24 protein-coding genes are annotated in these 26,440 nt (G+C 40.7%); 16 read left to right on the plus strand and 8 right to left on the minus strand.

Annotated elements, in window-relative coordinates:
* Window positions 1-212 precede the first annotated feature (212 nt).
* On the plus strand, window positions 213-1,526 hold the full coding sequence (yjjJ, locus tag GKR61_RS04355) for a type II toxin-antitoxin system HipA family toxin YjjJ (RefSeq protein ID WP_154599244.1): 1,314 nt from the start codon (window positions 213-215) through the stop codon (window positions 1,524-1,526).
* A 48-nt stretch (window positions 1,527-1,574) separates the two neighbouring features.
* Complete coding sequence (locus tag GKR61_RS04360; RefSeq protein WP_154639575.1) at window positions 1,575-2,456, plus strand: LysR substrate-binding domain-containing protein; 882 nt, start codon at window positions 1,575-1,577, stop codon at window positions 2,454-2,456.
* Here the strand turns inward: GKR61_RS04360 and GKR61_RS04365 are convergent.
* Complete coding sequence (locus tag GKR61_RS04365; protein ID WP_154599243.1) at window positions 2,445-3,161, minus strand: sulfite exporter TauE/SafE family protein; 717 nt, start codon at window positions 3,159-3,161, stop codon at window positions 2,445-2,447. The genes GKR61_RS04360 and GKR61_RS04365 overlap by 12 nt on opposite strands.
* Window positions 3,162-3,477: 316 nt before the next feature.
* On the opposite strand from GKR61_RS04365, the gene bla reads away from it, so the two are divergent.
* Together bla and GKR61_RS04375 are read left to right on the plus strand one after the other, a co-directional pair.
* Window positions 3,478-4,335, plus strand: coding sequence for a class A beta-lactamase (gene bla, locus GKR61_RS04370; RefSeq protein WP_036947942.1), 858 nt, complete (start codon window positions 3,478-3,480; stop codon window positions 4,333-4,335).
* A gap of 362 nt (window positions 4,336-4,697) precedes the next feature.
* Window positions 4,698-5,819 carry a ribosomal protein uL16 3-hydroxylase gene (locus GKR61_RS04375; protein ID WP_036947940.1) on the plus strand — a complete coding sequence of 374 codons (1,122 nt, stop codon included), beginning with the start codon at window positions 4,698-4,700 and terminating at the stop codon, window positions 5,817-5,819.
* Window positions 5,820-5,867: 48 nt separating this feature from the next.
* Here GKR61_RS04375 and GKR61_RS04380 read toward each other — a convergent pair whose 3' ends face one another.
* Window positions 5,868-6,776, minus strand: a complete 909-nt coding sequence (locus GKR61_RS04380) for a LysR family transcriptional regulator (RefSeq protein ID WP_154599242.1) — start codon at window positions 6,774-6,776, stop codon at window positions 5,868-5,870.
* Window positions 6,777-6,927: 151 nt separating this feature from the next.
* Between GKR61_RS04380 and GKR61_RS04385 the strand changes: the two genes are divergently transcribed.
* The 5 genes from GKR61_RS04385 (at window position 6,928) to GKR61_RS04405 (ending at window position 11,373) form a co-directional block, all read left to right on the plus strand.
* On the plus strand, window positions 6,928-7,137 hold the full coding sequence (locus GKR61_RS04385; RefSeq protein ID WP_154599241.1) for a tautomerase family protein: 210 nt from the start codon (window positions 6,928-6,930) through the stop codon (window positions 7,135-7,137).
* 15 nt (window positions 7,138-7,152) lie between these two features.
* Window positions 7,153-8,178, plus strand: coding sequence for a quinone oxidoreductase family protein (locus GKR61_RS04390; RefSeq protein ID WP_108478109.1), 1,026 nt, complete (start codon window positions 7,153-7,155; stop codon window positions 8,176-8,178).
* A 237-nt stretch (window positions 8,179-8,415) separates the two neighbouring features.
* Window positions 8,416-10,044 carry a DUF4139 domain-containing protein gene (locus tag GKR61_RS04395; RefSeq protein ID WP_154610118.1) on the plus strand — a complete coding sequence of 543 codons (1,629 nt, stop codon included), beginning with the start codon at window positions 8,416-8,418 and terminating at the stop codon, window positions 10,042-10,044.
* A 120-nt stretch (window positions 10,045-10,164) separates the two neighbouring features.
* Complete coding sequence (gene ydfG / locus GKR61_RS04400; protein WP_108478107.1) at window positions 10,165-10,911, plus strand: bifunctional NADP-dependent 3-hydroxy acid dehydrogenase/3-hydroxypropionate dehydrogenase YdfG; 747 nt, start codon at window positions 10,165-10,167, stop codon at window positions 10,909-10,911.
* Between the two features lie 90 nt (window positions 10,912-11,001).
* Window positions 11,002-11,373, plus strand: a complete 372-nt coding sequence (locus GKR61_RS04405) for a DUF1283 family protein (RefSeq protein WP_006659792.1) — start codon at window positions 11,002-11,004, stop codon at window positions 11,371-11,373.
* Between the two features lie 82 nt (window positions 11,374-11,455).
* Here GKR61_RS04405 and bioD read toward each other — a convergent pair whose 3' ends face one another.
* From bioD to GKR61_RS04420, 3 genes are all read right to left on the minus strand, one after another.
* Window positions 11,456-12,133: a dethiobiotin synthase gene (bioD, locus tag GKR61_RS04410; protein WP_036947919.1), complete on the minus strand. Its 678-nt coding sequence runs from the start codon at window positions 12,131-12,133 to the stop codon at window positions 11,456-11,458.
* A 141-nt stretch (window positions 12,134-12,274) separates the two neighbouring features.
* Window positions 12,275-13,486, minus strand: a complete 1,212-nt coding sequence (locus GKR61_RS04415; protein WP_036947916.1) for an ROK family protein — start codon at window positions 13,484-13,486, stop codon at window positions 12,275-12,277.
* Between the two features lie 136 nt (window positions 13,487-13,622).
* A complete protein-coding gene (locus GKR61_RS04420; RefSeq protein WP_036947913.1) occupies window positions 13,623-14,528 on the minus strand; it encodes a LysR family transcriptional regulator in 906 nt (301 codons plus the stop codon).
* A 112-nt stretch (window positions 14,529-14,640) separates the two neighbouring features.
* On the opposite strand from GKR61_RS04420, the gene GKR61_RS04425 reads away from it, so the two are divergent.
* From GKR61_RS04425 to tus, 3 genes are all read left to right on the plus strand, one after another.
* Window positions 14,641-15,903: an MFS transporter gene (locus GKR61_RS04425; protein WP_108478104.1), complete on the plus strand. Its 1,263-nt coding sequence runs from the start codon at window positions 14,641-14,643 to the stop codon at window positions 15,901-15,903.
* A gap of 114 nt (window positions 15,904-16,017) precedes the next feature.
* Complete coding sequence (locus tag GKR61_RS04430; protein WP_036947909.1) at window positions 16,018-16,590, plus strand: lytic polysaccharide monooxygenase; 573 nt, start codon at window positions 16,018-16,020, stop codon at window positions 16,588-16,590.
* Window positions 16,591-16,744: 154 nt separating this feature from the next.
* On the plus strand, window positions 16,745-17,650 hold the full coding sequence (gene tus / locus GKR61_RS04435) for a DNA replication terminus site-binding protein (RefSeq protein WP_108478103.1): 906 nt from the start codon (window positions 16,745-16,747) through the stop codon (window positions 17,648-17,650).
* A 66-nt stretch (window positions 17,651-17,716) separates the two neighbouring features.
* On the opposite strand, the gene fumC is transcribed toward tus, so the two are convergent.
* The gene (fumC, locus tag GKR61_RS04440) at window positions 17,717-19,114 is read right to left on the minus strand and encodes a class II fumarate hydratase (protein ID WP_036947899.1); all 1,398 of its coding nucleotides are present in this window, start codon (window positions 19,112-19,114) and stop codon (window positions 17,717-17,719) included.
* A gap of 178 nt (window positions 19,115-19,292) precedes the next feature.
* Here fumC and manA point away from each other — a divergent pair, with 178 nt between their 5' ends.
* The 3 genes from manA (at window position 19,293) to add (ending at window position 23,368) form a co-directional block, all read left to right on the plus strand.
* Window positions 19,293-20,468, plus strand: a complete 1,176-nt coding sequence (gene manA, locus GKR61_RS04445; RefSeq protein WP_036947897.1) for a mannose-6-phosphate isomerase — start codon at window positions 19,293-19,295, stop codon at window positions 20,466-20,468.
* Window positions 20,469-20,576: 108 nt separating this feature from the next.
* Window positions 20,577-22,217: a YdgA family protein gene (locus GKR61_RS04450; protein ID WP_036947894.1), complete on the plus strand. Its 1,641-nt coding sequence runs from the start codon at window positions 20,577-20,579 to the stop codon at window positions 22,215-22,217.
* A 149-nt stretch (window positions 22,218-22,366) separates the two neighbouring features.
* Window positions 22,367-23,368, plus strand: coding sequence for an adenosine deaminase (gene add / locus GKR61_RS04455; protein ID WP_036947891.1), 1,002 nt, complete (start codon window positions 22,367-22,369; stop codon window positions 23,366-23,368).
* A gap of 183 nt (window positions 23,369-23,551) precedes the next feature.
* Here the strand turns inward: add and GKR61_RS04460 are convergent, their stop codons facing one another.
* Both GKR61_RS04460 and GKR61_RS04465 read right to left on the minus strand, forming a co-directional pair.
* Complete coding sequence (locus GKR61_RS04460) at window positions 23,552-24,529, minus strand: bile acid:sodium symporter family protein (RefSeq protein WP_154599237.1); 978 nt, start codon at window positions 24,527-24,529, stop codon at window positions 23,552-23,554.
* Between the two features lie 222 nt (window positions 24,530-24,751).
* A complete protein-coding gene (locus GKR61_RS04465) occupies window positions 24,752-25,795 on the minus strand; it encodes an oxidoreductase (protein ID WP_154599236.1) in 1,044 nt (347 codons plus the stop codon).
* A 129-nt stretch (window positions 25,796-25,924) separates the two neighbouring features.
* Between GKR61_RS04465 and GKR61_RS04470 the strand changes: the two genes are divergently transcribed.
* Window positions 25,925-26,365: a DUF2569 domain-containing protein gene (locus tag GKR61_RS04470; RefSeq protein WP_036952319.1), complete on the plus strand. Its 441-nt coding sequence runs from the start codon at window positions 25,925-25,927 to the stop codon at window positions 26,363-26,365.
* Window positions 26,366-26,440: the final 75 nt, after the last annotated feature.

Genomic DNA, 26,440 nt, shown 5'->3' on the forward strand with positions numbered 1-26,440 from the left:
AGAATAGGTACATTTAGTGGAAAAACCATTCAAGGAATGGGGGTTGCAACTACGTTATTATCTCAATCAGGGGTTTCTGTATTTTCTCACTCCAAGATTGATGAGTTAGTGCAGTTGTTAGATAGCTCAGAAAGATGACAATACTAGAAATAGCTGCTAAATTATCTATTCATGCATCTATTCATTTATCTATTCATTAAGTGGTTAATACCATGACTAATCGATCTGAGATGATACATCAATTGCTCCGTAATGGGCCAAAAACAGCAAGGCAACTAGCTGATATTATTAATGTTAGCCAGCCAACTTTGTCTCGAGCGCTAAAAGCTTTAGGTGACGATATTATCCGGATTGGCGCTGCATCCTCTATTCAATATGCATTGCGTGATACGTTTCGAGGGTTTAATTCTGCTCCTATTTATCGCATCACAGAAGAGGGTACATTACGATCTCTAGGTCAGCTAATTCCGGTTTATCCAGATGGATTCGTTATGGAGCAAGTTGACGGAGTATGCCTTCATAGTGATGGTTTACCATGGTGGCTATTTGATATGCGCCCACAAGGATACCTTGGTCGAGCTTATGCATCCGCCTATTCAACGCAACTTGGAATATCACCAAATCCAGATCGCTGGTCAGACTCCGATATTATAAGAGCCTTGCTCGCTCACGGGCATGATGCAGTAGGAAACTTATTAATTGGGGAGCAGGCAAGAAACCAATTTCTGAACATGCAGGCACCGACTCCTGTTGATCGAGCTACTGTGTATCCAACATTAGCGCGAGCGGTTAGCTCGGGAGAGGCTCCAGGATCATCCGCAGGCGGTGAGCAACCTAAGTTTTGTACCTACACTGAACGAGGTCATGTCATTGTAAAATTTACGGCGCAAGATGATAACCCAATCAGTGAACGTTGGCGTGATTTGTTACAAGCGGAGCACCTTGCTTTAAAGGCACTAGGAGTAGAAACAGAGGTATTTGATTTTGAAGGACAACGCTTCCTTGAAATTCCTCGATTCGATCGTGTTGGTTTACTCGGTCGTCGAGGGCTTTTTTCTTTACAAGCTCTGGATGCAGAATTTGTAGGGCGGGCAAGGGAGCCTTGGCCTGTATTGGTCAATGAATTAGTGAAGCAAAAACATGTACATCCCGATGCTATTACCAGTACAGCACGGCTTTGGGCATTTGGTATGCTCATCGGCAATACCGATATGCATCATGGTAATTTATCGTTTATTAGTAGTCATGGCCGCCCATACCATCTTGCACCAGCTTACGATATCTTACCGATGGGATTTGCGCCTAAGTCGGGTGGTGAAATCGTTAATACTCTTAGGCCAGTTACATTACTTGAAGGGATCCGTGGAGAAACTTGGCGGGAAGCGTTGGAATTAGCTGAGACGTTTTTTACTTTAGCCAATGATTGCCAATGTTTTTCTGAAAACTTTGCTTTATGCTTACAAACGTTACGCGGTCACATCGATGAGGCCACTTCCCGGATATCGCGCCTTGCTGATGAGTTTTGATGCTAAAACTTAGTCTAAGCATGGGGCATAAACATTTTCGGAGCGATTATGCGTTTTGATATGGTTGATTTACGTTTATTTGTAAATACCCACAAGGCCGGGAGTATTACAGCAGGGGCCAATTTATCTAATTTAAGTTTGCAATCAGCCAGTGAACGTATTCGGGGCATGGAAAGTGAACTTGGTGTTTTATTATTGACGCGCTCTTCGTCGGGAATAAAGCTGACAAATGCAGGATTGGCATTATTGAATCACGCGAATCAAGTGCTCTTGCAAATCGACCATATGCGTAGTGAATTGCGTCAATACAGCCAAGGTTTACGGGGGTATATTGACCTGTTATGCAACTCTTCGGCACAAGCTGGTTTTCTTCCCCAAAAATTAGCGGACTATCTACAGAAATATCCTAAGATTAGCGTTGGGATCCGTGAAATGCCGAGTGAGAAAATCATCAATAGCCTTAATAATCAAATGGCAAATTTAGGCATTGTTGCAAATCCATCGTCATTATATGACTTAGAATTTAAATTTTTATGTGATGACCATTTAGTTATTTTCGCACCACCATCCAATGGTTTTAATGATCACGGCATTTCTTCATTAAACCAAATTGGAAACCGTGATTTTATTGGGGTTTCTCAAGGTAATGCATTACAGGATTATATTGATCATCATGCACTAAGCGAAGGAGTTTCATTTAATTACCGAATGCGTTTAGCAACAATGGACGCAGTGATGCAATTGGTGAGTGAAGGGCTTGGCTATGCCATTTTACCGAGACAAGTCATATCACGCTTTATCGGAATATATCCAGGAAATATCACTCCTTTATCTGATGAATGGGCAAAGCGCAAATTATACATTTGCGCCCGAAGGTTTGATGAATTACCGAGTTATATGGATGAGTTTGTTAAGTTCTTACTTGAATAACATGTAAATGCCTAAAGCGATCAATCCTAAGAAGAAACAACGCCTGAATATTTTTTCACTGATCAAATTTCTACAATATTGCCCCACATACATGCCAATAATCGCCGGAATAAGTACAATTGACGATGTGTAATAATCTATAGTTTCACTATTATTCTCTCTGATTAATAATATGGCCAACGCAATTGTTGACGCGGTAAACGCGAGTCCTAAAGTTTGTATTAATTCATTTTTATTAAGATTTAGCGATTGTAAGTAAGGAACGGCAGGGATCACAAAAACCCCCGTGGCTGCGGTAATAACGCCAGTAATATAGCCAATCAGTGGGGATAACCATCGTTCATTTTTACCCGATGTTGACGATTTAGGGAGGAACATGGCCACTAAGCCATAGATGATTAATATCAGACCTAATGCAGGAAATACCCACTCTGATGCTGAGCTCAATTTTGGTAATGGGCTATAAACAGTGCCAATAAAAATAGCGATAATAAATAAGTAAAATCGTCGAATTAAGTTTAAAAACTTACCACCGATCATAAGCTGCCATATATTAGTGACGAAAGATGGAATAATTAGAATGCTTGCTGCAACAGCAGGTTCCATGACCGCTGTTAACAAACCCATAGATAATGTTGGCAAGCCTAGCCCAATGACTCCTTTAACAAATCCTGCTAAAAAGAAGATCAATAGAATTAACGCCATATTGAATTTACCTTTGAATTGATAAGTATTGCTTAAAGGGTAATCAATTAAATAAAAACAACCTATATGGATTATCTTCAGGAGGGCTTCGGAAAATACAGAGCAGGGTTTTCAGCAAGTTACAGCGATTATAGCCATCAATACACCATTTAAATCAAGCTATAAGTTTTTCTATAGGCTACTAAAAATTATCATCATTTGTGAACCATAGAGAAGAAAATATAATCATGATTAAAAATAAGACCCTACATAAATTAAATTTCAACTTATGCTGAAATAAACTCATTATATAAATATTGACCATCAAAGGTTTACTATGACTTTACGATTTAAAACATTTGCCGCATTCATTTTAAGCATGCCTCTTGTATCCTCTGCATTTGCTTTGACTTTACAGGATCAAGTTAAGCAATACGAAAAAGAGGGTTGGAAGGTTGGTTTGTCAATTATATTCCCAGATGATAAAACGATTTCTATAAATGGAAATCAACGTTTTCCTTTAGATAGTACAGTTAAATCAATTGCTTGTGCCAATGTTCTGGCAAAGGTTGATGCAAAGAAACTTTCATTAAATCATTCGATGATAGTGACTGAAAAAAATATTGTGACATATTCACCAGTTGCTAAAGATTATATGAATAAGCCATTTACGCTTGAACAAGCTTGCAAAGCGGCCAATGAATACAGTGATAATACTGCCGCTAATTTTGCTATTTTTTCGGGTGGGGGACCAGAAGCTCTGACGGCATTTATGAGAGCAATAGGAGATACGGTTACTCGTTCTGACCGATATGAGCCAGAATTGACAGTCAATCCTGAGGGTGATTTGCGAGACACAACGACTCCTGATGCAATGAGCAAGAGTATTAAGAAAATTTTGACTGGCGAAGTTCTTAGTCATTCATCAAAAGAACAATTGAAAGAATGGATGGTCAATAATAAAGTCGCTGATAATATGCTTAGAGCTTCACTTCCTAAAGGATGGAAAATCGCAGATAGATCAGGTGCAAGTGACTATGGTGTCAGAGGGATAACGTCGATGGTCTGGTCAAATAATCATGATCCTGTTTTCATCAGCATCTATGTAAGAAAAGCGGATACTTCTTTGGATGAACGCTCAGAAGTGATTCGTATTTTAGGTTCTCATATATTTGACGAATACCTTAGTCACTAAAAAGTAGTAAAAGGTTGGGGTTCTATGGAAGAACCCCGATCTGTCTATATATTCTATTTAACATAATATGCATTATGCGAACTTAGGTATAAAATAAAGAAATCCAGCATTCTGGCTGGTTAATCGTGTTGGTTTGTTTATCGCTGAAACTGTCTTTTATCTACGACCAATTAAGCTCTTCAGTAGTTGCTTCATGTCTTCCCGCTAAAGTTCTGTGAGATTTAATTTAACTTTGACGATTGTTTGGTTCTTGAATTCTGATTCCCCCAAAAGTTATCGACCTACGTTTGACGCCAAACAAAAATATAAGGGCATATTACTTCTATAATGACTGGCTTATTTACTTATATAGATGTGGTCACATGGCTAACAAACTGAATCTTAACTGGCCTGAATTTCTAGAAAAATACTGGCAGAAAAAACCCGTTGTATTGAAAAATGCATTTCCTGGTTTTGTCGACCCTATCACTCCAGATGAACTGGCCGGTTTGGCGATGGAACCGGAAGTTGACAGTCGCCTAGTCAGCTTCATTGATGACAAATGGGAAGCGAGCCACGGTCCGTTTGAAGACTATAGCGAATTAGGCGAAAAAGGATGGTCACTGCTAGTACAAGCCGTCAACCATTGGCATATGCCTGCCGCTGAACTGGTAAAACCGTTCCGCGTGCTGCCTGAATGGCGTCTTGATGACTTGATGATCTCCTATTCAGTGCCTGGTGGTGGTGTTGGGCCACATATTGATAACTATGATGTTTTTATCATCCAAGGAATGGGACGCCGCCGCTGGCGAGTGGGTGACGCCCTTCCCATGCGTCAGTTTTGCGCACATCCGGCATTATTACATGTTGACCCATTTGAGCCGATTATTGATGTAGAAATGGCAGCGGGCGATATTCTGTATATTCCGCCGGGATTCCCTCACGATGGCTTCACCTTCGAAGATACCATGAACTATTCTGTCGGCTTCCGTGGTCCTACTGGGCGCGATTTGCTGAGCAGTTTTGCTGACTATGCACTGGAACAGGATTTGGGTGGAATAAACTATGGCGATCCTGACCTGAAAGTCAGTAAAAATGCGGGAACCATGGAGCCTCATGAGGTTGAACGCTTACGCGCTATGATGATTGAAATGATCAATAAGCCCGGTGATTTTGAACAGTGGTTAGGTCGTTTTGCAACCACTCCACGCCATGAGTTGGATATTGCCCCTGCTGAACCGCCATATCAGCCGGAAGAAGTACTGAGTGCTTTGAATGCAGGTGAAAAATTGATACGACTAAGCGGGCTACGAGTCATGCGCATCGGCGATCATTTCTTTGTTAATTCAGATGGTTGGAATACCACAGAAATAAAAGGTGCGGACGCATTGTGCCAGCTTACGGAAATTGGAATAAATGAACTCGATGAAGCACTGGATAACCCAATTTTTGTCGCTGAGTTGACCGAATTTATCAATCAGGGATATTGGTATTTCGAAGAATAAGTTACTTTAGCCTAATAAGATAAAACACCTGGTGATGGGTGTTTTATCTCATTTTCCATTACTCGTCATAAACTCAATAAACTTTTTTGTTTTCAACGGAATATAACGGGCATATGGATAAATTAAGATAAACGGACGAGTTGTTCCCGCATACTCTTGCAGAACTTCTACTAGCTCACCGCGTTGTAATTCTTGCTCGACAGTAAATCGATATACCTGCATAAGACCAGCCCCATTTTTCACTAATGTCAGTGTGGCCAAAAAATCCTGCTGGCATAACAAACGCCCTGTCGTCTCTACTTTTACAACATTCCCTTGTGAACGAAATGTCCACGGTATTTTTCTACCACTACTGGGTAAGGAATATTGAATACATTCATGATGCATAAGGTCAGAAAGAGCATGAGGTGTGGAATGCTGCTGCAAATATGAAGGTGCAGCCACAATGATGAGTTCAGCATCCTCAAGGCGACGGGCAATTAATCCTGAATCATGTAACTCACTTCCTCTGATAGCAACATCATAGTTATCCTCTGAAAAATCAATATTTTCATTGCTGACTTCCAGATTTATTTTCAATTGCGGATACCGAGAACAGAACTGATTTAATCGAGGGAGTAATCGGTAATGCGCATAGAGTGTTGGAACACTAATACGGAGTATCCCAACTGGTATCTGATGTTCCCCAGAGATTTTGCTTTCGGCCTCAATGAGTTGATTTAACGCATTTCTACAATCCAAGTAATATTGCTGCCCCGTGTCGGTTGTTCGCATACTGCGTGTCGTTCTAACAAATAATCGGGCTTGCAATCTTTTTTCAAGTCGACCAACAGAACGACTGACTGCAGCTGGAGTAACGCCAGCTGCATTAGCCGCCGCTGTAAAACTACCGGTTTCTACGGTAAGGCAGAATAATTCGATACTGCCCATTTGCATATCATCAAAATAGCGTTGCATAGCCACCTGAAAGATTAGTTACATAATGTATAAACTATAATAACACTGCGATTATTTTTCAATTTTAAGTAATGAATTATTGTTATAGGCAACATCAATACAACAACGCCAACTTCTGTAATCAGTCGATGGCACGACAGAGAACAATAAAATGCCCTATATCAATATCAAAGTGACAGATGAAGGTGTCACCGACGATCAAAAAAAACGCTTAATTGAAGGTGCGACCACCCTGCTCAATCAGGTACTTGGAAAACCGAGGTCGTCTGTTTTTGTCGTAATTGATGAAGTCAAAACCGACAACTGGGGAGTTGGCGGGGAGATCGTAACCGATCTTAGAGAAAACGAAAATTCACGATAAGTTGGAGATAAAAGCATGAAAGCTGCAGTCATTCATCAATTTGGTGGCCCTGAAGAAATAAAATATGAAGATCTGAATATGCCTCTAGCGGGTCTAGGTGAAGTCCTCGTTAAAACACTGGCAATTGGCACTAACCGACTTGACCACTATGTTCGTTTAGGTGAAATTTCACCCGATATCACCTTTCCCCATGTTTTAGGTTCCGATGCGGTAGGTCAGGTTATAAATTGGGGCGAAGACGTCACTGGATTTAATGTCGGTGACCGCGTGATCTCAATGCCAGGTTATCCATTGGATCCGTCAGAAGCACATATTCGCCCAGTGACAGTTGCCAGTAGTTACGCTATTCCCGGGGTTCACACTCAGGGAACCTATGCTGAATATATTGTCGTACCTGCGCAGTGGCTATTGATTGATAATACGGACTTACCCGTTGAGCAAATCGCTGCACTTCCGGTGCCACTACTTATTGCTATTCGTTCTGTGGAAATTGTTGGTGAAGTTAAAGCCGGAGATACCGTTCTGGTGCAGGCGGGTGCGTCAAGTACAGGGTTGATGAGCATTCAGGTGGCGAAAGCGCTTGGGGCGCGCGTGGTCACAACGGTACAGAATTCAAACTCGGTTGAAACAGTCAAAGAATTTGGCGCCGATTTTATTATTAACACCTCTGAACAGGATTTTGTTTCTGCCATCCAAAAATGGACTGAAGGAAAAGGTGTTGACGTTGCAATTGATAACTTAGGTGGCGACATTCTTCAAAAAACAATCAACGTAGTGCGCCCAGAAGGCATTATTGTCTCAATGGGTTTTATGGCAGGTACGCAAGCGACAATCGATGTTCGTAATTTTTTCTTCACTCAAAAACAGCTACGAGGAACATTGGTTGGCGATATAGAAGATTTTTCAAGATGGCTTCCTGCTATTAAAAAAGGGCTAATCAGACCATTGATTGACAGTACGTTGCCGTTATCTCAGGCAGCTTATGCTCATGAGCGAATTGCAAACAACCAGGCACGTGGCGCAATTATACTTATTCCTTAATATTATTCGCTCTCAGCCACCGACCGCTATAAAAAAGTCGGTGGTTCAATTCTTATCTATCCTCAGAAATCAAAACCTCTTTTTTTAAAAGATAATCAAAACATCAGCCAACCATTCTGATTGCTCTTTATAAATAGAATCTTACTTTAAGCTTATTCTGTTATCTCAACGGATTAAATTCCAATATGATTAAAAACTATCAACAAAACTAATTTATCCAGCTAATGGAGTATCAATATGTTTGTCACTCGCAAATTCACCAAAGGAATTTTATTTGTATCGGCGTTAGCGTCATGGCAAGCATTTGCTGAATCAGCGCCGCTTTTGCACCCTCTTAAACTCAATCAAGCCACGATTTTTTTACGCGGTGCCGAGTTAACGAATAGCGCCACTGTTAATTTACCGCAAGGCGAAAGTAAACTGGTTTTTACCAATGTTGCTAACCACCTTGATCAAAAAAGCCTTTCTATTAGCTTAGATAATGAAGATGTTTTGATTCGCTCAATTGATGTGCAAACCATTGCAGTGGAACCTGTCTACACAGGTGAAGTGGCAAATTTAAAAACGCAAATAGACGCGATAACTAAGCAAATTTCAGAACTTAATATCAAAATAAAAGTGGGTGATGACCAACTTGCTTTACTGAAAGACCAGCGCTTTTTTGGTGAAACGACGACATTATCCCTTGAGCAGTCCGCATCCAAATTGGAATTTATTCGCAAGCAAATGTCTGCGATATTGAGTGAAAACTTAGCGTATCAGCAGCAGATTGATGAATTGACAGAGAAACAAGCATTATTGCAGACAAAATTTGAAGGCATTCTTCCCGATAATATTGGTGAACAGACGCAAATTGTGTTGACGGTTGATGCTCCCAAAAATTTGAGTACTAACATGCAAATCTCGTATGTCACTCCCGATGCCGGTTGGTCTCCAAGTTATGATATTCGCGCTAAAGATATTGATAAACCAGTCAGTATTACCTACAAAGCTGATGTTATTCAAAATACTGGCATGGACTGGGACAAAGTTAAACTTACCCTTTCCTCTGCCAATCCAACGCGTAATATCACCCCGCCATTTTTAACGCCATGGTTATTGTCTGTTTATGACCAATATAATCAAGGCTATATGAGCGGAAAAATGTCCGCAACCATGGATATGGAGGTAGCAGCACCTGCGCCAGTAGCGGAACTCTCAGCAGTAAAAAAACGCAGCCCTGGAATGGCAAACTATGTGTCGACCAACACCAATGGCGTGAATCTCAGTTATAACATCGACTTGCCTTTTAGCTTAGCCTCTACCCCTAAAGCAAAATCCATTACCATTAAGCAAGCGGATGTTGATGCTAAATATCGTTATACATCAACGCCAAAAATGGCTGAAGAAGTCTATTTGCAAGCACAAATTGATGACTGGGATACACTGAACTTACTGAATGGTCCTGCAAATATTTACTTTATGAACAGCTATGTGGGTGATTTTTATGTGAATTCAGGGCAATTAACTGAGACTCTCGATATTCCATTCGGGGTGGATGATAACATTCAAATTTCTCGTGTGAATAATGCAGGTATGCGTAAAAAACCGACCTTTATGGGCTCCTCGGTTGAGCAAAAAGAAAGCTTCTTAATTAAAGTACGTAATACGCGGAAAAATGACATTAAACTGTCTGTTTATGACCAACTCCCGACGAGCCGAGATGCCGATATTAAAGTGCTCAACCCTGAATTTAAAGGCGGAAAATTAGATGAAACAGAGAATAAAATTGAATGGGATTTAACGCTTAAACCTCAAGAGACCGTCGAGTTACCGCTAAGTTATACGCTGAAATACCCTAAAAATAAGCAGATTAATGGATTATAACTCACTAAATAAGTTAATTATTTTACTGGTGTAAAAGAACTAAATAAGGGGCTTGGAAGCCCCTTAATAATAAGGTTAGAATGATTCAAAACAAACAACGATAACAACCTGAGGTACCTAATGATTATTCTAGTAACCGGCGCAACATCAGGATTTGGTGAAGCTATTGCTCGCAAATTTATTCAGCATAACTTCACTGTGATTGGAACAGGACGTAGAACTGAAAGATTAAATGCATTACACCAAGAATTGGGTGACAAATTTTATCCATTAACTCTGGATGTACAAGACCGAAAAGCGATTCAACACGCTGTAGCTAATTTGCCCTCCCACTTAAAAAATATCGACCTTTTAGTGAATAATGCGGGGCTTGCTTTAGGTTTAGAGCCTGCATTTAATGCTAATCCGGATGACTGGGAAACTATGATCAACACAAATACCAAAGGCTTAGTCAATATGACTTATGAAGTGCTGCAAGGTATGGTGGAAAAAAATCACGGACACATTATCAATATTGGCTCTACCGCGGCATCTTGGCCATATAAAGGTGGCAACGTTTACGGTGCAACCAAGGCATTTGTAAAACAATTTTCCTTAGGATTACGTGCAGATTTAGTGGGCAAAAAAATCCGTGTGACCGATATTGAGCCAGGGTTAGTCGGTGGAACTGAGTTTTCAAATGTCCGCTTTAAAGGTGATGATGAAAAAGTCACGAACACCTATAAAGGCGCGGATGCCCTCACTGCTGAAGATATTGCGGAAACTGTTTACTGGGTGGCAACACTTCCGGCTCATATGAACGTTAATACACTGGAATTAATGCCGGTGTGCCAAACATTTGCTGGCTTAACCGTACATAAACAATAATAAATTTTCGTACTATTCTATAAAGACGGCATTATTGTTTATTAGCTATACTCTGGTTATAGAGCGAGTATTGAAACGAAAGGAAATTACATGAGCACGTCACAAAAATTTATCAAAAATGGTCTGGCTGCAATCTGCTTCTGCCTCCCTTTGATGTGGGTTAATGCGGCGCAAGCAGCTAATACATCATGCGCTGCGGGTAGCACTTGTGTTTCTGTCGGCAATGGTAGTAATGATCCGTTGAATAAGGAACAGGCGCGACAAGATAAAGAACAGTGGGATGAGACTAAAATGCTGCGTTCTAAAGTTAACCGTCGCACTGAAAAAGAGTTTGATAAAATTGACGCCGCATTTGATGCTAAAGATAAATGTGAGAAAAGTTTGAATCTTAATGCGTATTGGGAGCCAAATACTCAACGTTGTCTTGATGTTAACTCAGGTCGTCCAATTATCAATCCATAGTTGAAAATAGACTATATCGATAAAACAAAGGGCGCTATTTGCGCCCTTTTGCTTAGATAATAAATTAAAATCTCTATAAAGATTAAAATGCAGGAACCGAAACAAATTCTTGCAGTTTTTCACCATCTAAATAATGTCCCAACTCTTTTTCTTCAGGACGCAATAAATAAGGAATTTCACCCAATAATGGCGCATTAATATGTTGTTGCATTCGCTGGATAATTTGAGCGTAATGTGCCAAGCCTGGGTTGATTCTATTGGCTAACCAACCGACTAACGGTAAACCATCCGCTCGAATAGCTTCAGCTGTCAATAATGCATGATTGACACACCCATGCTGAATTCCGACGACTAAGATCACGCCAACAGATTGTTTTTTCAACCAATCAGCATAAAAAGTATTATCATCGAGAAGATAACGCCATCCACCATTACCTTCGATAACAACTATGTCACTTTGCTCGTGAAGGTGATCTAATCCTTTATTGATTTTATTAAAATCAATACTGTTTTCATGGCTGTAATTATCACCAAGTCGGACAGGGTTAACTTCATCATACGAGACTAGATCTTGCGAAACACGATGAATAAGAAGTGCATCCTTATTGCGCTTCCCTTCAGGTGTATCGATACATTGATCTGCAATAGGTTTGTACCCTACTGCTTTAATACCTTGATTATTAAGTGCTTGTAATATTGCTAGTGTCGATACCGTCTTCCCGACATCTGTATCTGTCCCGGTAATAAATAGATTGTTCATGGTTGTTCTATCCTGAAGTGACAGACTAAAGTCAGCAAAATGCTATAAAAATGATATGAATTCAGTTTATGGGAATGGGGAAATGATAAGTTTGCGTTAGCTCAATTTTGTGTAAGATAATGAGAAGTTTATCAAATTGTATTAGCCTTGCAGTAATTGCAACAACAGTGAGCCATCATAAAGTGCATTTTGAATTAATGCCGTTTCACTTTCGTTAATTGAAATTGTTGATTTCTCAAACATTAATTTATTACTGTAAAGTGGATTCCCATATAATGAGATAAAATATTGTAGGCGAGTAAACCAATAATTTTGCTCATCAGTTAAAGGCGAATTAATTAAAATTAATTCGGTTCCAAATAAATTAATCATCATAGCTAATGGATAAGCGAGTCGTTTGGCTGTTATATCGAGTAATAAAATACATAATGGATCATTTTCTATTGCACCTCGACTAATTGTATCAATATCGACGCTCTCTTTATGCAAAATAGATTCAGGATAATCTGCAAGTAATTCGCTTGCTTGCTGAATAATTGAAGGAATGGATACCTTAGTTTCTAAGCAGCTCTTTCCTCCACAATAGCAAGATTGTGGTCTTTCTGAATCAGTTGGAGTATGTGCAAATAATATAGGCTGACGTGTTATTGAATCCAGCGAATAGCCGTGATTCAGCACTGCGATATTAACCACTTCTTGAATCTGTAAATAAATAATATTTTTTTGTGCTCGAGATTCTGAATGTTTGAGGTGGTCGCCGATAGCTAGAGCATTAACAGGCGGGTGAAGATAGACGGGTAGCCCTGTTTTTTCTGTGAGCATTTCGCCGATAGCCAGTTGGTGGACATGGTAGTCAGGCAACCTATAAATAACTCCAGAATAAGAGTCTAAGAGACCATCTAATAAGATACTGATCGCCGTAACTCTTTCTAAGTAAGACGCGGTTTCTTCGAAAAATAGACTAATCAGTTCCGATAACCGATCACTAAATTGTTGATTACCTTTTACATCAAAAGGATAGCATTGCTCCGTGAGGGTTTTAGCATTAATTTCTTTTAACGAAATAATAGCGTGTTGCTGTTCAATTCGAATGGCTAAAAATTGCCAACCTTCACTTTCAATGACTAACCCAACGGCTGGGCGCCCTCTTAACCCTAATACTGGAAATTCACGTTCTTGTATCAAGTGAGCATCCATCAATTCACGGGTAATTTTGGTGATACTCGCCGGAGCCAATTGAGACTGTTTTGATAACGCAATACGGGAAATAGGACCATGCTGTGCAATAATTCGGTACACAAGCCCTGTATTTAATTGCTTTATTTGGTCGGTATTCCCCGTTTGGTTTATCATCTTAACACTCAGAAATCGTTATAAATTATGATAGATTATGCCTGATATAAATGAAAACTCGGCTACATTTACATATAAAACGTGATGCAAATCTCGTTAATCATTTCAAATCTTACGCTTTATATGCTCACAATACTTATATACCCACAATATTGTGCAGCAGTAATTCAGTCAGTTTTTTAGCCGCAGCAGGTGGCGTTCGTCGAGTATTGTAGACCAACCAGACTTCTGAAGTAGCTTGAATATTCGCGAGTTTTAGATACCTCACACCGTCAATCTTCATTCGTGTAAAGGATTCAGTGATGATGGATATTCCCATTCCAGCAGATACCAAACCTAGAATGGTCATAGCTTCTCCTGCTTCTTGGGAAATTGTAGGAACCACTCCTTCGGAAGCTAATAATTGGTTAATCTCATCATACAGTGCCGTCCCTACTTCCCGCTCAAAGAAAACTAACGGATAAGCGGCTAGTTGCTTAATGTCGACACCACTTTCTTCAAAAGCCAGTAAAGGATGCCCTTCATAAACCGCAACCATAAAAGGCTCTCTAAACAATAATTGATAGTCCAATTGTTCAGGCAATATTGTATTGCGCATGATGCCAATGTCTATGCGCCCGGTCACTAAAGGCGGGATTTGCTGCTTCGTATTCATTTGATGCATATGAATAGAAACATCAGGATATGCTTCTCGGTATTGGCGTAGGCTCATGGTGACTTTGTGCATGAATGGCGTTGTTGACGTAAAACCAATAGATAATTCGCCCAGTTCCCCTTTTTCCATCCGAGCCGCTTTGGTCGCAGCGGCATCGACCTGCCCTAAAATTTGGTAGGCTTCCTTGAGAAACATGGCGCCAGCTGGGGTTAAGGCGACATTGCGGTTATTTCGCTCTAATAATTTGGCATTCACCATTTCTTCAAGCGCCTGTATTTGCTGGCTTAGTGGCGGTTGAGACATGTGCAAGCGCTCAGCTGCACGTCCAAAATGTAGCTCTTCGGCAACCGCAATAAAATAACGTAGGTGGCGTAATTCTATGTTCATTAGATTGATATTTTAAATGTATCATTGTGTATTATTAATATATTAGACAAAAAAATAGAAAGTTTCTATTCTTTGATCGAAATCAAGTCCGTTTAGTCGTCAAGGAATTTACATGGAACAGCAGTCAAATAGCCTCTCAACGAGCCAATCTCTCCAAGGAAAACAAACCAAAACCTTGACCAATACAGAGCCGAAAAAACATTATATTCAACGGGACGATGCTCTGTACCTGCGTGTCACTCTGTCATTTTTTACTGTAGGTTTTGCAACATTTGCGTTGCTGTACTTTGTACAACCTATTTTGCCAATGCTGTCAGCGGATTTTAATATTTCCCCAGCGACGGCCAGTTTATCACTCTCTTTAAGTACAGGATTAATGGCATTGGGATTGCTGATCACTGGTCCTATTTCCGATGCAATTGGTCGTAAAAATGTGATGGTCATTTCCCTGACTTGTGCGGCACTTTTTACATTAATGAGCTCGATAATGGAGAGTTGGCAAGGGATTTTGATCGCTCGTGCATTAGTGGGATTATCACTTAGCGGTGTCGCCGCTGTCGCCATGACCTATTTGAGCGAAGAAATTCACCCAAGCTATGTTGCACTTTCGATGGGCTTATATATCAGTGGTAACTCTATCGGGGGAATGAGTGGGCGTTTAATGACCGGTGTCATTGCCGACTATTATTCATGGCGCGTTGCGGTGGTTATTTTAGGCTCATTGGCGTTGTTGGCCGCGATTGGATTCTGGCGCTTATTACCACCATCCCAACACTTTCGCGCGAGTTCTCTGAAACCTAGAAACCTTTGGGTTAACTTACACTTACATCTACGCGATACGGGATTACCTTGGTTATTTATTGAGGGCTTTATCTTGATGGGTGGTTTCGTCACCATGTATAACTACATTGGATACCGCTTACTTGAATCGCCTTATAATTTTAGTCAGTCTGTCGTAGGATTCTTATCTATTATTTATTTAACAGGAACTTATAGCGCGACTAAAACAGGAAGTTTGACCCAGAAACATGGTTTTGGGCGAATTTTAATTGCTGCCATTGCGATGATGTTAATTGGCGTAATTTTGACGTTACACAGTAATATCTGGGTCATTTTATTAGGCATGACAGTATTGACCACTGGATTCTTTGCCGGGCATTCCGTTGCAAGTAGCTGGGTTGGACGTCGCGCTAAACGGGCAAGAGGACAAGCATCTTCCCTCTATTTGTTTAGCTATTATGCGGGTTCCAGTATTGCCGGTACATTGGGTGGCTTTTTCTGGTCGGCATATGGTTGGAATGGCGTGGCATTATTTATTGCGGCTCTTCTACTGGCCGGTGTAGGTATCGCTTATAAGTTAAAAACAAAATGTTAGTGGCTTATAAATTACCGAATAATCCAATAAGTTAACTGCTACCAAAGGTTAGAATTCACATCCTCATCATAGTTAATAGAAAATATATAAATTAATCAATGATGAGGATCTTCAATGAAAAAATTATTATTATTTCCTTTATTACTCTGCTATAGCTACTTTGCCCTGCCTCATGGCTATATCGAGTATCCTGCAAGCCGAGCTTACCTGTGTAAATTACAAACCAATAAAAACTGTGGCGCTATTCAGTACGAACCTCAATCTGTTGAAGGATTGAAAGGATTCCCTCAAAAAGGACCGGTTGATGGTAAAATTGCCAGTGCGGGTGTTGCGGCTTTTTCATCTATCGATGTTCAGAATCCTTTTCGCTGGACGCGCATGTTAATAGAAACACCTGATTTTGATTTTTTCTGGCGATTAACGGCGATCCACAAAACGACGAAATGGGAATATTTTATTACACGAAAAGATTGGAACCCAAGTGAACCATTAACCCGATCCCAGTTTGAATTAACGCCATTCTGTAAATACGAAAAAGTAGAGACGCCGCCGAGTTTAGTGCAGCACAATTGCAAGCTCCCTCAAAATTACCAAGGCTACCATATTGTTTTGGGGGTTTGGACCATTAATGATACGGGCAATGCATTTTATCAAGTGATTGATATAGAGATAGATTATAAGCAATAACAGCAAGAAAAAACCATGATGGGATAGTACAATACCCTACTGCGCTATCCCTTAATTTCCTGATTAAGCCTGTTGATAAACTGAGATGTTAATGTTAGTTTTGTTTTATAATCACAAAGAATGTTGTAACTAAATATAAGGTTGAATACATCAAATGTCCAAACAACAGTTAATTAGCTCATTCAACCTATTAGAGTCGAATATTAATCTGCTATGCCAATTGCTTCAGGCGCAAAAAGGTGTCAATGCGGCTGTATTTAGTTTACCGGAAACCCTTAAAGGGGACGAAAACAATGAAATCAATTCTATCTTTGTGGATAAACATACGGGAAACGATGCAATAGCCCAAACAATAGAGCTATTTAAGCTTTTGTTTATTCATAAAAAATCAGAATTAGTTAGCAACAAAACAGCGATACGTTTACCAGGAGCGATTTGTTTAGCACCCTCTTACGCTGAATATAAACAATTTCAGCAGTTAATTTCCGATATCAACCAGTTAAAAATAGACATTAAGCAAATAGTGACCAATGTCGATGAGGCTCATCGGTTTGAATTTATAAGAGAAAGTTTGCATGGGCTACTTACACTGAATACCTATCGAACATTCACCGCTGTTGTCGATCCTGATACTATTCGTTTTGGGTGGGCAAATAAGAAAGTGATCAACAAAGTGACTCAAGAAGAGATGCTCAACCGTTTACAAGCCAGTCTAGAAAGCGGAAGAACACCGGCTCATTTACAGCGCGAACATTGGCAGCTGCAGTTAGAAACTGAGATCCAGTTAATTCGCTCCCTTCCCCATGATTGCATTCTAAAAACACAGCGTCCGGTTAAAGTTCAACCTATCGCCCGAGTTTGGGACAAAGAAACTCAAAAGCAAACACAATATCCTTGTGCGACGCCGATATTGGTTTTTGCTGTCGATAAAACATTGAGTGACATAAAGTTGGGTGAGCTGGCGGATTATCATCAAGACAGTATCGCATTGCGTAATCGCCCAAAAGCAAAGCCTGTTGAATTACTGATACCACGCTTAAATCTGTATATAGAGCGATAAAAAAAGCCCCTGCTCTATTTCTAGTACAGGGGCTGAAAACCTTATCTTAGATAAAGATAAAGATAATTACGACTTCATGCTACCAACCATATCTTCTGGACGAACCCACTCATCAAATTGCGCTTCAGTTAAGTAGTTCAATTTCAGAGCTGATTCTTTCAAAGTCAGACCTTCTTTGTGCGCTTTTTTCGCAATTTCAGCTGCTTTGTCGTAGCCGATATGGGTATTTAGCGCAGTCACTAGCATCAGAGATTCGTGCAGTAATTTCTCGATACGCTCACGGTTTGGTTCGATACCTTCCGCACAGTGTTCGTTGAAGCTACGCATACCATCAGCTAATAAGCGGATAGATTGTAAGAAATTATCGATAACCATTGGACGGAACACGTTCAATTCAAAGTTACCAGAAGCTCCACCAATGTTCACTGCAACATCGTTACCCATCACTTGAGCGCATAACATAGTTAATGCTTCGCACTGAGTTGGGTTCACTTTGCCTGGCATGATTGAGCTGCCTGGTTCGTTTTCAGGAATCGAAATTTCGCCGATACCACAACGAGGACCCGATGCTAACCATCTAACATCGTTAGCAATCTTCATTAAAGAAGCAGCTAAGCCTTTTAATGCACCGTGTGCGTGAACTAATGCATCACATGTTGCTAATGCTTCAAATTTGTTCGGTGAAGTCACAAACGGTTGACCCGTTAATTCTGCAATTTTCTTCGCAACACGAACCGCATATTCAGGGTGAGTATTTAAGCCTGTACCGACCGCAGTACCACCTAACGCAAGCTCGCAAACATGTGGCACTGCGTTTTCAATATGTTTTTCATTATGGGCTAACATAGCGGCCCAACCTGAAATTTCCTGACCCAATGTTAATGGTGTTGCATCTTGTAAATGCGTACGACCGATCTTAACAATGTCTTTGAATTCTTTTGCTTTCGCATCGAGGGTTTTATGCAGAACTTTCAGTTCTGGCAGCAAATGTTCACGCATCGCGACAACGGCCGCCACGTGCATTGCTGTTGGGAAGACGTCGTTAGAGCTTTGGCTCTTGTTAACATCGTCATTTGGGTGGATCAGACGGTCGTTACCGCGCTGTCCCCCGAGGATTTCGCTACCGCGGTTAGCAAGTACCTCATTCATGTTCATGTTACTTTGAGTACCAGAACCAGTTTGCCAGATAGCGAGGGGAAATTCTGTTGGATGCTTGCCAGCAAGGACTTCGTCTGCCGCAGCGATAATCGCATCACCGCGATCTTTTGGCAGTAAACCTAAATCCATGTTCACGCTTGCAGCCGCTTTTTTAGTGACAGCTAATGCGTGGATCAGAGCAACAGGCATTTTCTCTACAGAGATACGGAAATGTTCTAAAGAACGCTGCGTTTGCGCGCCCCACAAGTGGTCAGCAGGTACTTCAATTGGTCCCATTGAGTCTTTTTCAATGCGAGTGGCTGCCATTACTAGCTCCTTAGGTACATATTCAGAATAATTAATTTTAGAATCATCTGCTTGCAGGTAAGCAAATAACCGAGCAGTATAATGCCACAAATTGAATTTCAATTATGAGACTTGGTCGAGCTTATTGTGCTGTAGTAAAAAGGAAATTAGTTGATTTTTGCAAAAAGAGAGTTTTGATATGCTAAAAATGATAAACCAAATCCAACACTATGATTGGGGAAGTAAAACTGCCCTCAATGAGCTGTATGGCTATCCTAATCCGGATAATTTACCTATGGCTGAACTTTGGATGGGCGCTCACCCCAAAGCCAGTTCTGAGGTCATATCCCCTTTAACACATCAGAAAATCTCGTTAAATAGCTTCATTAAAGAAAATCCAGAGAAAATACTGAGCAAACATATCGCCGAGCGCTTTGGCCGATTGCCTTATTTATTTAAAGTATTGTGTGCTGCTCGGCCTCTCTCTGTTCAAGTTCATCCAAATAAGCATGATGCAGAAATAGGATTTGCTAAAGAAAATGTGCAAGGGATCCCTTTAGATTCTCCTATACGTAATTATAAAGATGATAATCATAAACCAGAGCTGATTTATGCATTAACGCCTTTTAAAGCAATGAATGCATTTCGTCCTATAGATGAAATTGTCGAATTATTTAGCTTTATTGCAGCCGCTCACCCTGAAATTCAACTTTTCGTTCAAGCACCAAGTGAAGAACGACTTAAAAAATTATTTGCACAGATTCTTAATCTGACAGGCGAACAAAAAGATCTTGCTATAGGGGTATTAAAAGCTGCATTAAATAGCAAACAAGGTGAGCCTTGGAATTCAATTAAACAAATGGTGAACTTATATCCAGAAGATAATGGTTTATTTACACCTTTAATGCTAAATATCGTTGAATTACAACCAGGTGACGCCATGTTCTTAGCCGCTAGAACCCCTCACGCCTATTTAGAAGGTGTCGGGTTAGAAGTGATGGCTAATTCAGATAACGTTTTACGGGCTGGATTGACCAGTAAACATATCGATGTTAAAGAACTGGTTGATAATATTGATTTTAAATCAATTAAAGCTGAAGATTTGTTCAACATTCCCGAAAAATCTGGAAATGTCTGGAAATATAAGATCCCAGTAGAAGATTTTTCATTTAATATATATTCTATTGACTGCTCTGGGTTATCCATAACTAACCATGTTGCTTCAATTTTGTTTTGTATTGAAGGTAAGTTAGTATTGCGATCAGGTAATCAAGAAATAAACATGAATTCTGGTGAATCTGTTTTCTTACCTGCTTATGAGGATAACATTTCTATTAAAGGAAATGGTCAATTAGCCCGAGTATTTAATTTTTAGGTCGTATTCTGTATTTAGCCGTTGGTACACACAGCCAAACGGGTAATAAAACTTATATTATTTTTACATAAGTACGTTTTGTACGTACTGAAAGGATGGATGTTGATAATGAAAAAGTCATTAGTTGCGGTAGGTGTTATCGTTGCTCTGGGCGCAGTATGGACTGGCGCATCATGGTACACAGGTTCAAAAGTTGAAGCTGAACTGAATAAAGTGATTACGAATTCCAATGCGTTTATCACCGCTAACAATCCAAGTGCTGATGTTGTCTTCAAATTAGAGAACTACAAACGTGGTGTTTTCTCTTCTCAAGCTGACATCGTCATTACTTCAACCACTTCTGCTGACGAAAACATCGTCTTTAAAGCGGATATCTCGCACGGTCCACTGCCATTATCTCAAGTGGCTAAATTCAACCTGATGCCAAAATTGGGCGCAGTGAATGTTGAATTAGCGAACACTAAAGCGACTAAAGAGCTGTTTGAAGCGACTAAAGGCAAGCCATTCATGCATGGTTCTGCGGTTATCGGCTACAGCAAAAATGTGGATTCTAGCATTGAGCTGATCCCACTTGAGTACACTAAAGATGATGGTAAGTTCTCTTTCAGTGGCGCTAAATTTGATATCGCAACCGGTTCTGACTTAAGCACCGTTGATGCATCTTTAGTGACTGATAGCTTAGTCATTAGCAGCACCAAGGAAGAAGGCTCTATCACCATGAAAGGCCTGAAGCTGGTTTCTAACGTCACGAAATCTCAGCACGGCTTCTATACTGGTACTCAATCTTTCGTGATCGCAGATACCGATGTTAGCATCCCTGAAACTAAGTTCTCGTTCAAAAACTTAGACGTTTCAAGTGATACATCTATCAACGGTGATGATGTTAAAGGTAATATTTCTTACAAAATCAGCGATGTAAAAGCGTTAGAGCAAAACTTAGGCTCTGGTGAGCTGACGGTTGCTATCGAGAAATTAGATGCGAAAGCATTAGGCAAGTTTGTGGAGCAATACAACCAAGCATTGGCTGATGGCTTAGCAACAGGCAACCCTGGTGAAGTTAGCGAAAAAATCGCAATGCAGATGATGACCACGACTCTGCCAGAGCTGATGAAAAGCAAGCCTGTATTCACAATGAGCCCGTTCTACTGGAAAAACGACGCTGGTCAAAGTTCTATCGACCTGAGCATCACATTCAACAAGTGGAATCAAGACGAAATCACTGCGTTAGCAATGCAAAACAAAGTGGATGAAGCGTTCAAACAACTGATCACTTCTTTCGACTTCAGCATGAAACTGAACAAGCCAATGATCATTGAGTCAATGACTCAAGCGATGATCTTAGATGGTGGCGTAGCAGTATCAGCAGAAGACAAGAAAGCGGTTCAAGAACAAGTTTCTGAAGAGTTCGCAGGCGTTCAACAAATGCTGACTGCGGATATGTTCTCTAACCCGTTCGAAGAAATGTTCATGACGGATGAACAACGTGCAGAAAAAGCGAAAGAGAAAAAACACCCTTGGATGATCGACAGCGAAAACGATTTAACCATGACTGTTAAATTCTCTGGTAACGATCTGACCTTCAACGACGACAAATATACCTTAGCTGAATTCTTAACTAAGATGAAAATGATGCCGGGCGCAGAAGATGAAATGGGTTACGAAGAAGAAGCTCAACCAGCTGATGGTGCAGAAGTTGCAGAACCTGCAATTGAAGCAGAACAACCAGCAGAAGCGCCAGCTGCACAGTAATTGATTCTTAAGATAATTTTCCCTTAAGATAAATCAAGTAAACGCCAGTCACACAGACTGGCGTTTTTCTTTTTATCACCCTCTTTTTCATTGATTTTTACTCAATTACAGACAAAATGGAGGCAGTATATCTATAAGGATCATTTATTGTGATAAACAAACAACTCCCACTCACGGATTTACATCGCCACCTTGATGGCAACATTCGCCCAGAAACCATTCTTTCCCTTGCACAACAACATCACATTCAGCTTCCAGCCGATGAAATTGAAGCATTACGCCCTCACGTTCAAATTATGGGACAAGAAGCCGATTTAGTGGGTTTTCTGACTAAACTGGATTGGGGTGTTGCTGTCCTCGCAGATTTAGATGCTTGTAAGCGCGTCGCATTTGAAAACGTGGAAGATGCGTTCAACGCTGGTATCGACTATGCTGAGTTGCGTTTCTCCCCTTACTATATGGCCATGAAGCACCAGCTTCCTGTTGAGGGTGTTGTTGGCGCAGTTATTGATGGTATTGCCGCTGGTTGTCGCCAATATGATATTCAAGTGAACCTGATTGGTATTTTAAGCCGTACATTTGGGCAACAAGCTTGTGCCATAGAATTAGACGGTCTTCTTGCTCATCGAGATAAACTATGTGCTCTCGATTTAGCTGGCGATGAGCTAGGATTCCCTGGCGTCCTATTTGAAGAACATTTTACCAAGGCGCGTAATACTGGACTCAATATCACTGTTCATGCGGGTGAGGCCGCAGGCGCAGCTAGTATTTGGCATGCGATCAAGCATTTAGGTGCTCAGCGTATTGGCCATGGCGTAAAAGCCATTGAAGATCCTGAACTTATTGAATTTTTAGCAAAAAATAACATTGGTATTGAAAGCTGTTTAACTTCAAATATTCAAACCAGCACCGTCCCTTCACTGGCTCATCACCCATTGAAAACGTTTTTATCCCACGGTGTATTAGCATCCATTAATACCGATGACCCTGCTGTTCAAGGTATCGAGCTACCTTACGAATATAATGTTGCTGCATCGCAAGCCGGCCTAACACAAGCTGAAATTGAGCAAGCACAACGTAATGGCTTAACGATGGCTTTCCTTTCCGACAGCGAAAAAGCCGCGTTAATGCGTAAAGCGGCCAGCCGATAATCCCGTTATAACCCCCCTCCGTTATAACTACCAATAGGGCAGATCCCGTTTCTGCCCTATTTGACCTTTCGATATTTCAAGTTATCTCTGCTGCTAATCTGTTTTATAGTATTAAACCCTTTAGTATGTTGTAACTAAACTGGCATGTAGATAAAGGCAGCAATGGCTGCCTTATCGTGTTAATTACTGTTTTTCTAATCGTTTGGCATATTTCTGGGCTATCACTGCACACACCATTAATTGAATTTGATGGAAAATCATTAATGGCAGCAAAATAATCCCCACTGTTGCCGCTGGAAATAAAACGTTCGCCATCGGCACGCCGTTCGCTAAACTCTTTTTCGAACCACAGAACAGGATGGTAATTTCATCTTCCTTGCTAAATCCAAGAAGGCGCGCTGACATCACGTTAATCACCATCACCACCACTAACACGACGCAAGAAACTAATGTAATGATAAACAATGAATAAGCATCGATAGTTTGCCAGATGCCCTCCACTACCGCTTCACTGAACGCCACGTAAACTACCAGGAGAATCGATGAGCGGTCAGTGGTATTAACCAATCTTTTATGGCGATTAATCCAGTTAGCAATTAACGGGCGGCACAAATGCCCAACAATAAACGGCACCATTAATTGCAACATAATTGAGCCAATCGCGTTCAGAGTGTCCATGGCTTGGCTGCCGTCGGTATCCATTAGTACCCCCACCAAAACAGGTGAGAGGAAAACCCCTAAAATACTGGATGCCGAAGCGCTACAAATCGCGGCAGCAACGTTGCCCCCTGCTACTGAGGTAAATGCAATCGCTGACTGCACGGTTGCTGGCAATGCACATAAATAGAGAAAACCCATATACACCGTCGGTGACATCCAATGAGGCACCATGAAACGTAACGCAATACCAATAATGGGAAAGAGAATAAAAGTGCTAGCAAATACCAGTAAATGAAGCCGCCAGTGCCCCATCCCTGCAACAATAGATTCTCTGGATAACTTAGCTCCATGCATAAAGAACAGTAGCGCAATTGCCGCTGTAGTTAAGTGCTGAAAAACGGTTTTGACTTCCCCTTCACAAGGAAAAATACTGGCGATAACCACTACGCCAATCATAATCAACAGAAAAGAGTCTATTTTAAGTTTTGCTAATAAATTCATTCGATTTTCCACAAATAAAAAGCCAGGTTTCACACTGGCAATATGTTGCTGACAAAGAGGGATAAAAGCGTGGTTTTTCCCTCTTTGTGTTATCAGGCGAAAATCAATGAATTGATTTTCCTCGTTAATTATTGCAACCAAAAATAGCCATTTTCAAACCAATTAGGTCTGAAAATCGTCTAAAGCCAGGTTTCACACTGGCTTTATCTTCAACGTTGAACCTTAGAAAATATTTTCGATGGTACGTTTTTCTTTTGCTGATTGGATACCGGCTTCAATCAGTTTCATAATATCGATGGCTTCACTTGGTGTTACTGGATTTGGCTTACCGAGACGGATAGCGTCATGAATAGCTTCATAATAGCCGCCATAGTTGCCTTTTTCATTGTTCCACGGCTTCGTCACCATTTCATCACCTTGTGACAGGGTCACAACTCCATGATTCGGATCTTCCCCCCAATGCTCTCCTTGCGGAATCGCGCCGCTTTTTAACGCATCTTCTTGAGTATCCAGACCATATTTCACGTAACTGCCCTTCATTCCGTGAATGGTATAGATTGGCATTGGCGCAGCGGCAAGCGTCGTTGAATGAAGAATCACTTTTTTATCTGCGTAATCCAGCATTGCATGGAAATAATCCACCGCTTCCGCGCCTGGTCGAATAATACCAAGATCCACCGTAATCGCTTTTGGTTTGCCAAAATATTGCAGGACTTGGTCAATAACATGCGGTCCTAAATCGTACCAAATACCTGCTCCCGGAATATTGGCTTCACGCCAGCGTTGTCTAACCACAGGACGAAAACGGTCAAAATGAGATTCATAATATTTAATCTCACCTAAACAACCATCTTGTAGGATTTTTTTCACGGTGCGATAACCTGAATCCCAGCGACGATTATGATAAACCGACAACAATTTACCTGCTTTTTCAGCGCGTTGTTGTAAATCTTCGGCTTCTTTAACGTCGAGCGTAAAGGGTTTATCGACCACCACATGCTTACCCGCCGCTAGCGCTTTACAGGCTAATGGATAGTGAGTGTCATTCGGGGTTGGAATCACCACCAGTTCAATTTCATCATCCGCGAACAGTTCTTCCGGTGTCCCCACCACCTTAACATTAGGATGGTCGGCATGAACTTTGCTCGCATCGCTACTGGAGATTGTGGTTAATTCAAACTCCTCTAACATGGCTAAAAATGGGGCATGGAAAGTTTTGCTGGCATAACCGTACCCGACAATCCCAACTTTAATTGGCTTGGACATGTTGACCTCACATTAGTGGCATATTTTGCTATTTTAAAAAAGTACCATCAGAATGAATCAATTAGCAAATAAATCTATGATAGGATTATTATTTATCTGTATTATTTAATGATAAGGGATCCCTTATTTATGACTTCTGTTTATAACGCAGACCGCATTACTGGCTGGCTATTAGTCCCTGCAAGCTATTTACTGCTGACATTATTTGCTGCTTGCAGCATGACCGTGATGTACTGCATTAAGTTTTATGAGATAGTGACCACCGTTGAAAGCTGGAGTAGTTTCATTACTCCTCAGTGGTATTTATCATTTGCTATTAGCCTCGCTATGTCACTGTTTAGCGTGCATATGGCGCAATTGATGTTTAAACGTTCTCGCCACTTTCCCCGTCGTTTTACTATCTGGTTATTAGCATTAATGTTAATCGGGCTAAAAACCTTCGCTTTTTCCCCGATTGATGACCAGGCAGCCTTACAAATCCTCGCGTGGCCACTCTTAGGAGCTGCTTTTTTCGTCCCGTATATGAAAGTTTCTAAACGCGTGAAAATGACTTTCACACAAGATCGATAAGCATCACAAAAATAGCTTTGATATCATAGCCTCCGTTAAACTGACTGCGGTCAGTTTTTGGGCTTTTTTCTCTCT

This window comes from Providencia sp. wls1916, from assembly GCF_009706585.1.
Lineage (GTDB): Bacteria > Pseudomonadota > Gammaproteobacteria > Enterobacterales > Enterobacteriaceae > Providencia > Providencia lanzhouensis.

Coding starts and splice junctions, on each gene's coding strand:
- yjjJ (WP_154599244.1), top strand. CDS start 213: ATGACTAATCGATCTGAGATGATACATCAATTGCTCCGTAATGGGCCA.
- GKR61_RS04360 (WP_154639575.1), top strand. CDS start 1,575: ATGCGTTTTGATATGGTTGATTTACGTTTATTTGTAAATACCCACAAG.
- GKR61_RS04365 (WP_154599243.1), bottom strand. CDS start 3,161: ATGGCGTTAATTCTATTGATCTTCTTTTTAGCAGGATTTGTTAAAGGA.
- bla (WP_036947942.1), top strand. CDS start 3,478: ATGACTTTACGATTTAAAACATTTGCCGCATTCATTTTAAGCATGCCT.
- GKR61_RS04375 (WP_036947940.1), top strand. CDS start 4,698: ATGGCTAACAAACTGAATCTTAACTGGCCTGAATTTCTAGAAAAATAC.
- GKR61_RS04380 (WP_154599242.1), bottom strand. CDS start 6,776: ATGCAACGCTATTTTGATGATATGCAAATGGGCAGTATCGAATTATTC.
- GKR61_RS04385 (WP_154599241.1), top strand. CDS start 6,928: ATGCCCTATATCAATATCAAAGTGACAGATGAAGGTGTCACCGACGAT.
- GKR61_RS04390 (WP_108478109.1), top strand. CDS start 7,153: ATGAAAGCTGCAGTCATTCATCAATTTGGTGGCCCTGAAGAAATAAAA.
- GKR61_RS04395 (WP_154610118.1), top strand. CDS start 8,416: ATGTTTGTCACTCGCAAATTCACCAAAGGAATTTTATTTGTATCGGCG.
- ydfG (WP_108478107.1), top strand. CDS start 10,165: ATGATTATTCTAGTAACCGGCGCAACATCAGGATTTGGTGAAGCTATT.
- GKR61_RS04405 (WP_006659792.1), top strand. CDS start 11,002: ATGAGCACGTCACAAAAATTTATCAAAAATGGTCTGGCTGCAATCTGC.
- bioD (WP_036947919.1), bottom strand. CDS start 12,133: ATGAACAATCTATTTATTACCGGGACAGATACAGATGTCGGGAAGACG.
- GKR61_RS04415 (WP_036947916.1), bottom strand. CDS start 13,486: ATGATAAACCAAACGGGGAATACCGACCAAATAAAGCAATTAAATACA.
- GKR61_RS04420 (WP_036947913.1), bottom strand. CDS start 14,528: ATGAACATAGAATTACGCCACCTACGTTATTTTATTGCGGTTGCCGAA.
- GKR61_RS04425 (WP_108478104.1), top strand. CDS start 14,641: ATGGAACAGCAGTCAAATAGCCTCTCAACGAGCCAATCTCTCCAAGGA.
- GKR61_RS04430 (WP_036947909.1), top strand. CDS start 16,018: ATGAAAAAATTATTATTATTTCCTTTATTACTCTGCTATAGCTACTTT.
- tus (WP_108478103.1), top strand. CDS start 16,745: ATGTCCAAACAACAGTTAATTAGCTCATTCAACCTATTAGAGTCGAAT.
- fumC (WP_036947899.1), bottom strand. CDS start 19,114: ATGGCAGCCACTCGCATTGAAAAAGACTCAATGGGACCAATTGAAGTA.
- manA (WP_036947897.1), top strand. CDS start 19,293: ATGCTAAAAATGATAAACCAAATCCAACACTATGATTGGGGAAGTAAA.
- GKR61_RS04450 (WP_036947894.1), top strand. CDS start 20,577: ATGAAAAAGTCATTAGTTGCGGTAGGTGTTATCGTTGCTCTGGGCGCA.
- GKR61_RS04460 (WP_154599237.1), bottom strand. CDS start 24,529: ATGAATTTATTAGCAAAACTTAAAATAGACTCTTTTCTGTTGATTATG.
- GKR61_RS04465 (WP_154599236.1), bottom strand. CDS start 25,795: ATGTCCAAGCCAATTAAAGTTGGGATTGTCGGGTACGGTTATGCCAGC.
- GKR61_RS04470 (WP_036952319.1), top strand. CDS start 25,925: ATGACTTCTGTTTATAACGCAGACCGCATTACTGGCTGGCTATTAGTC.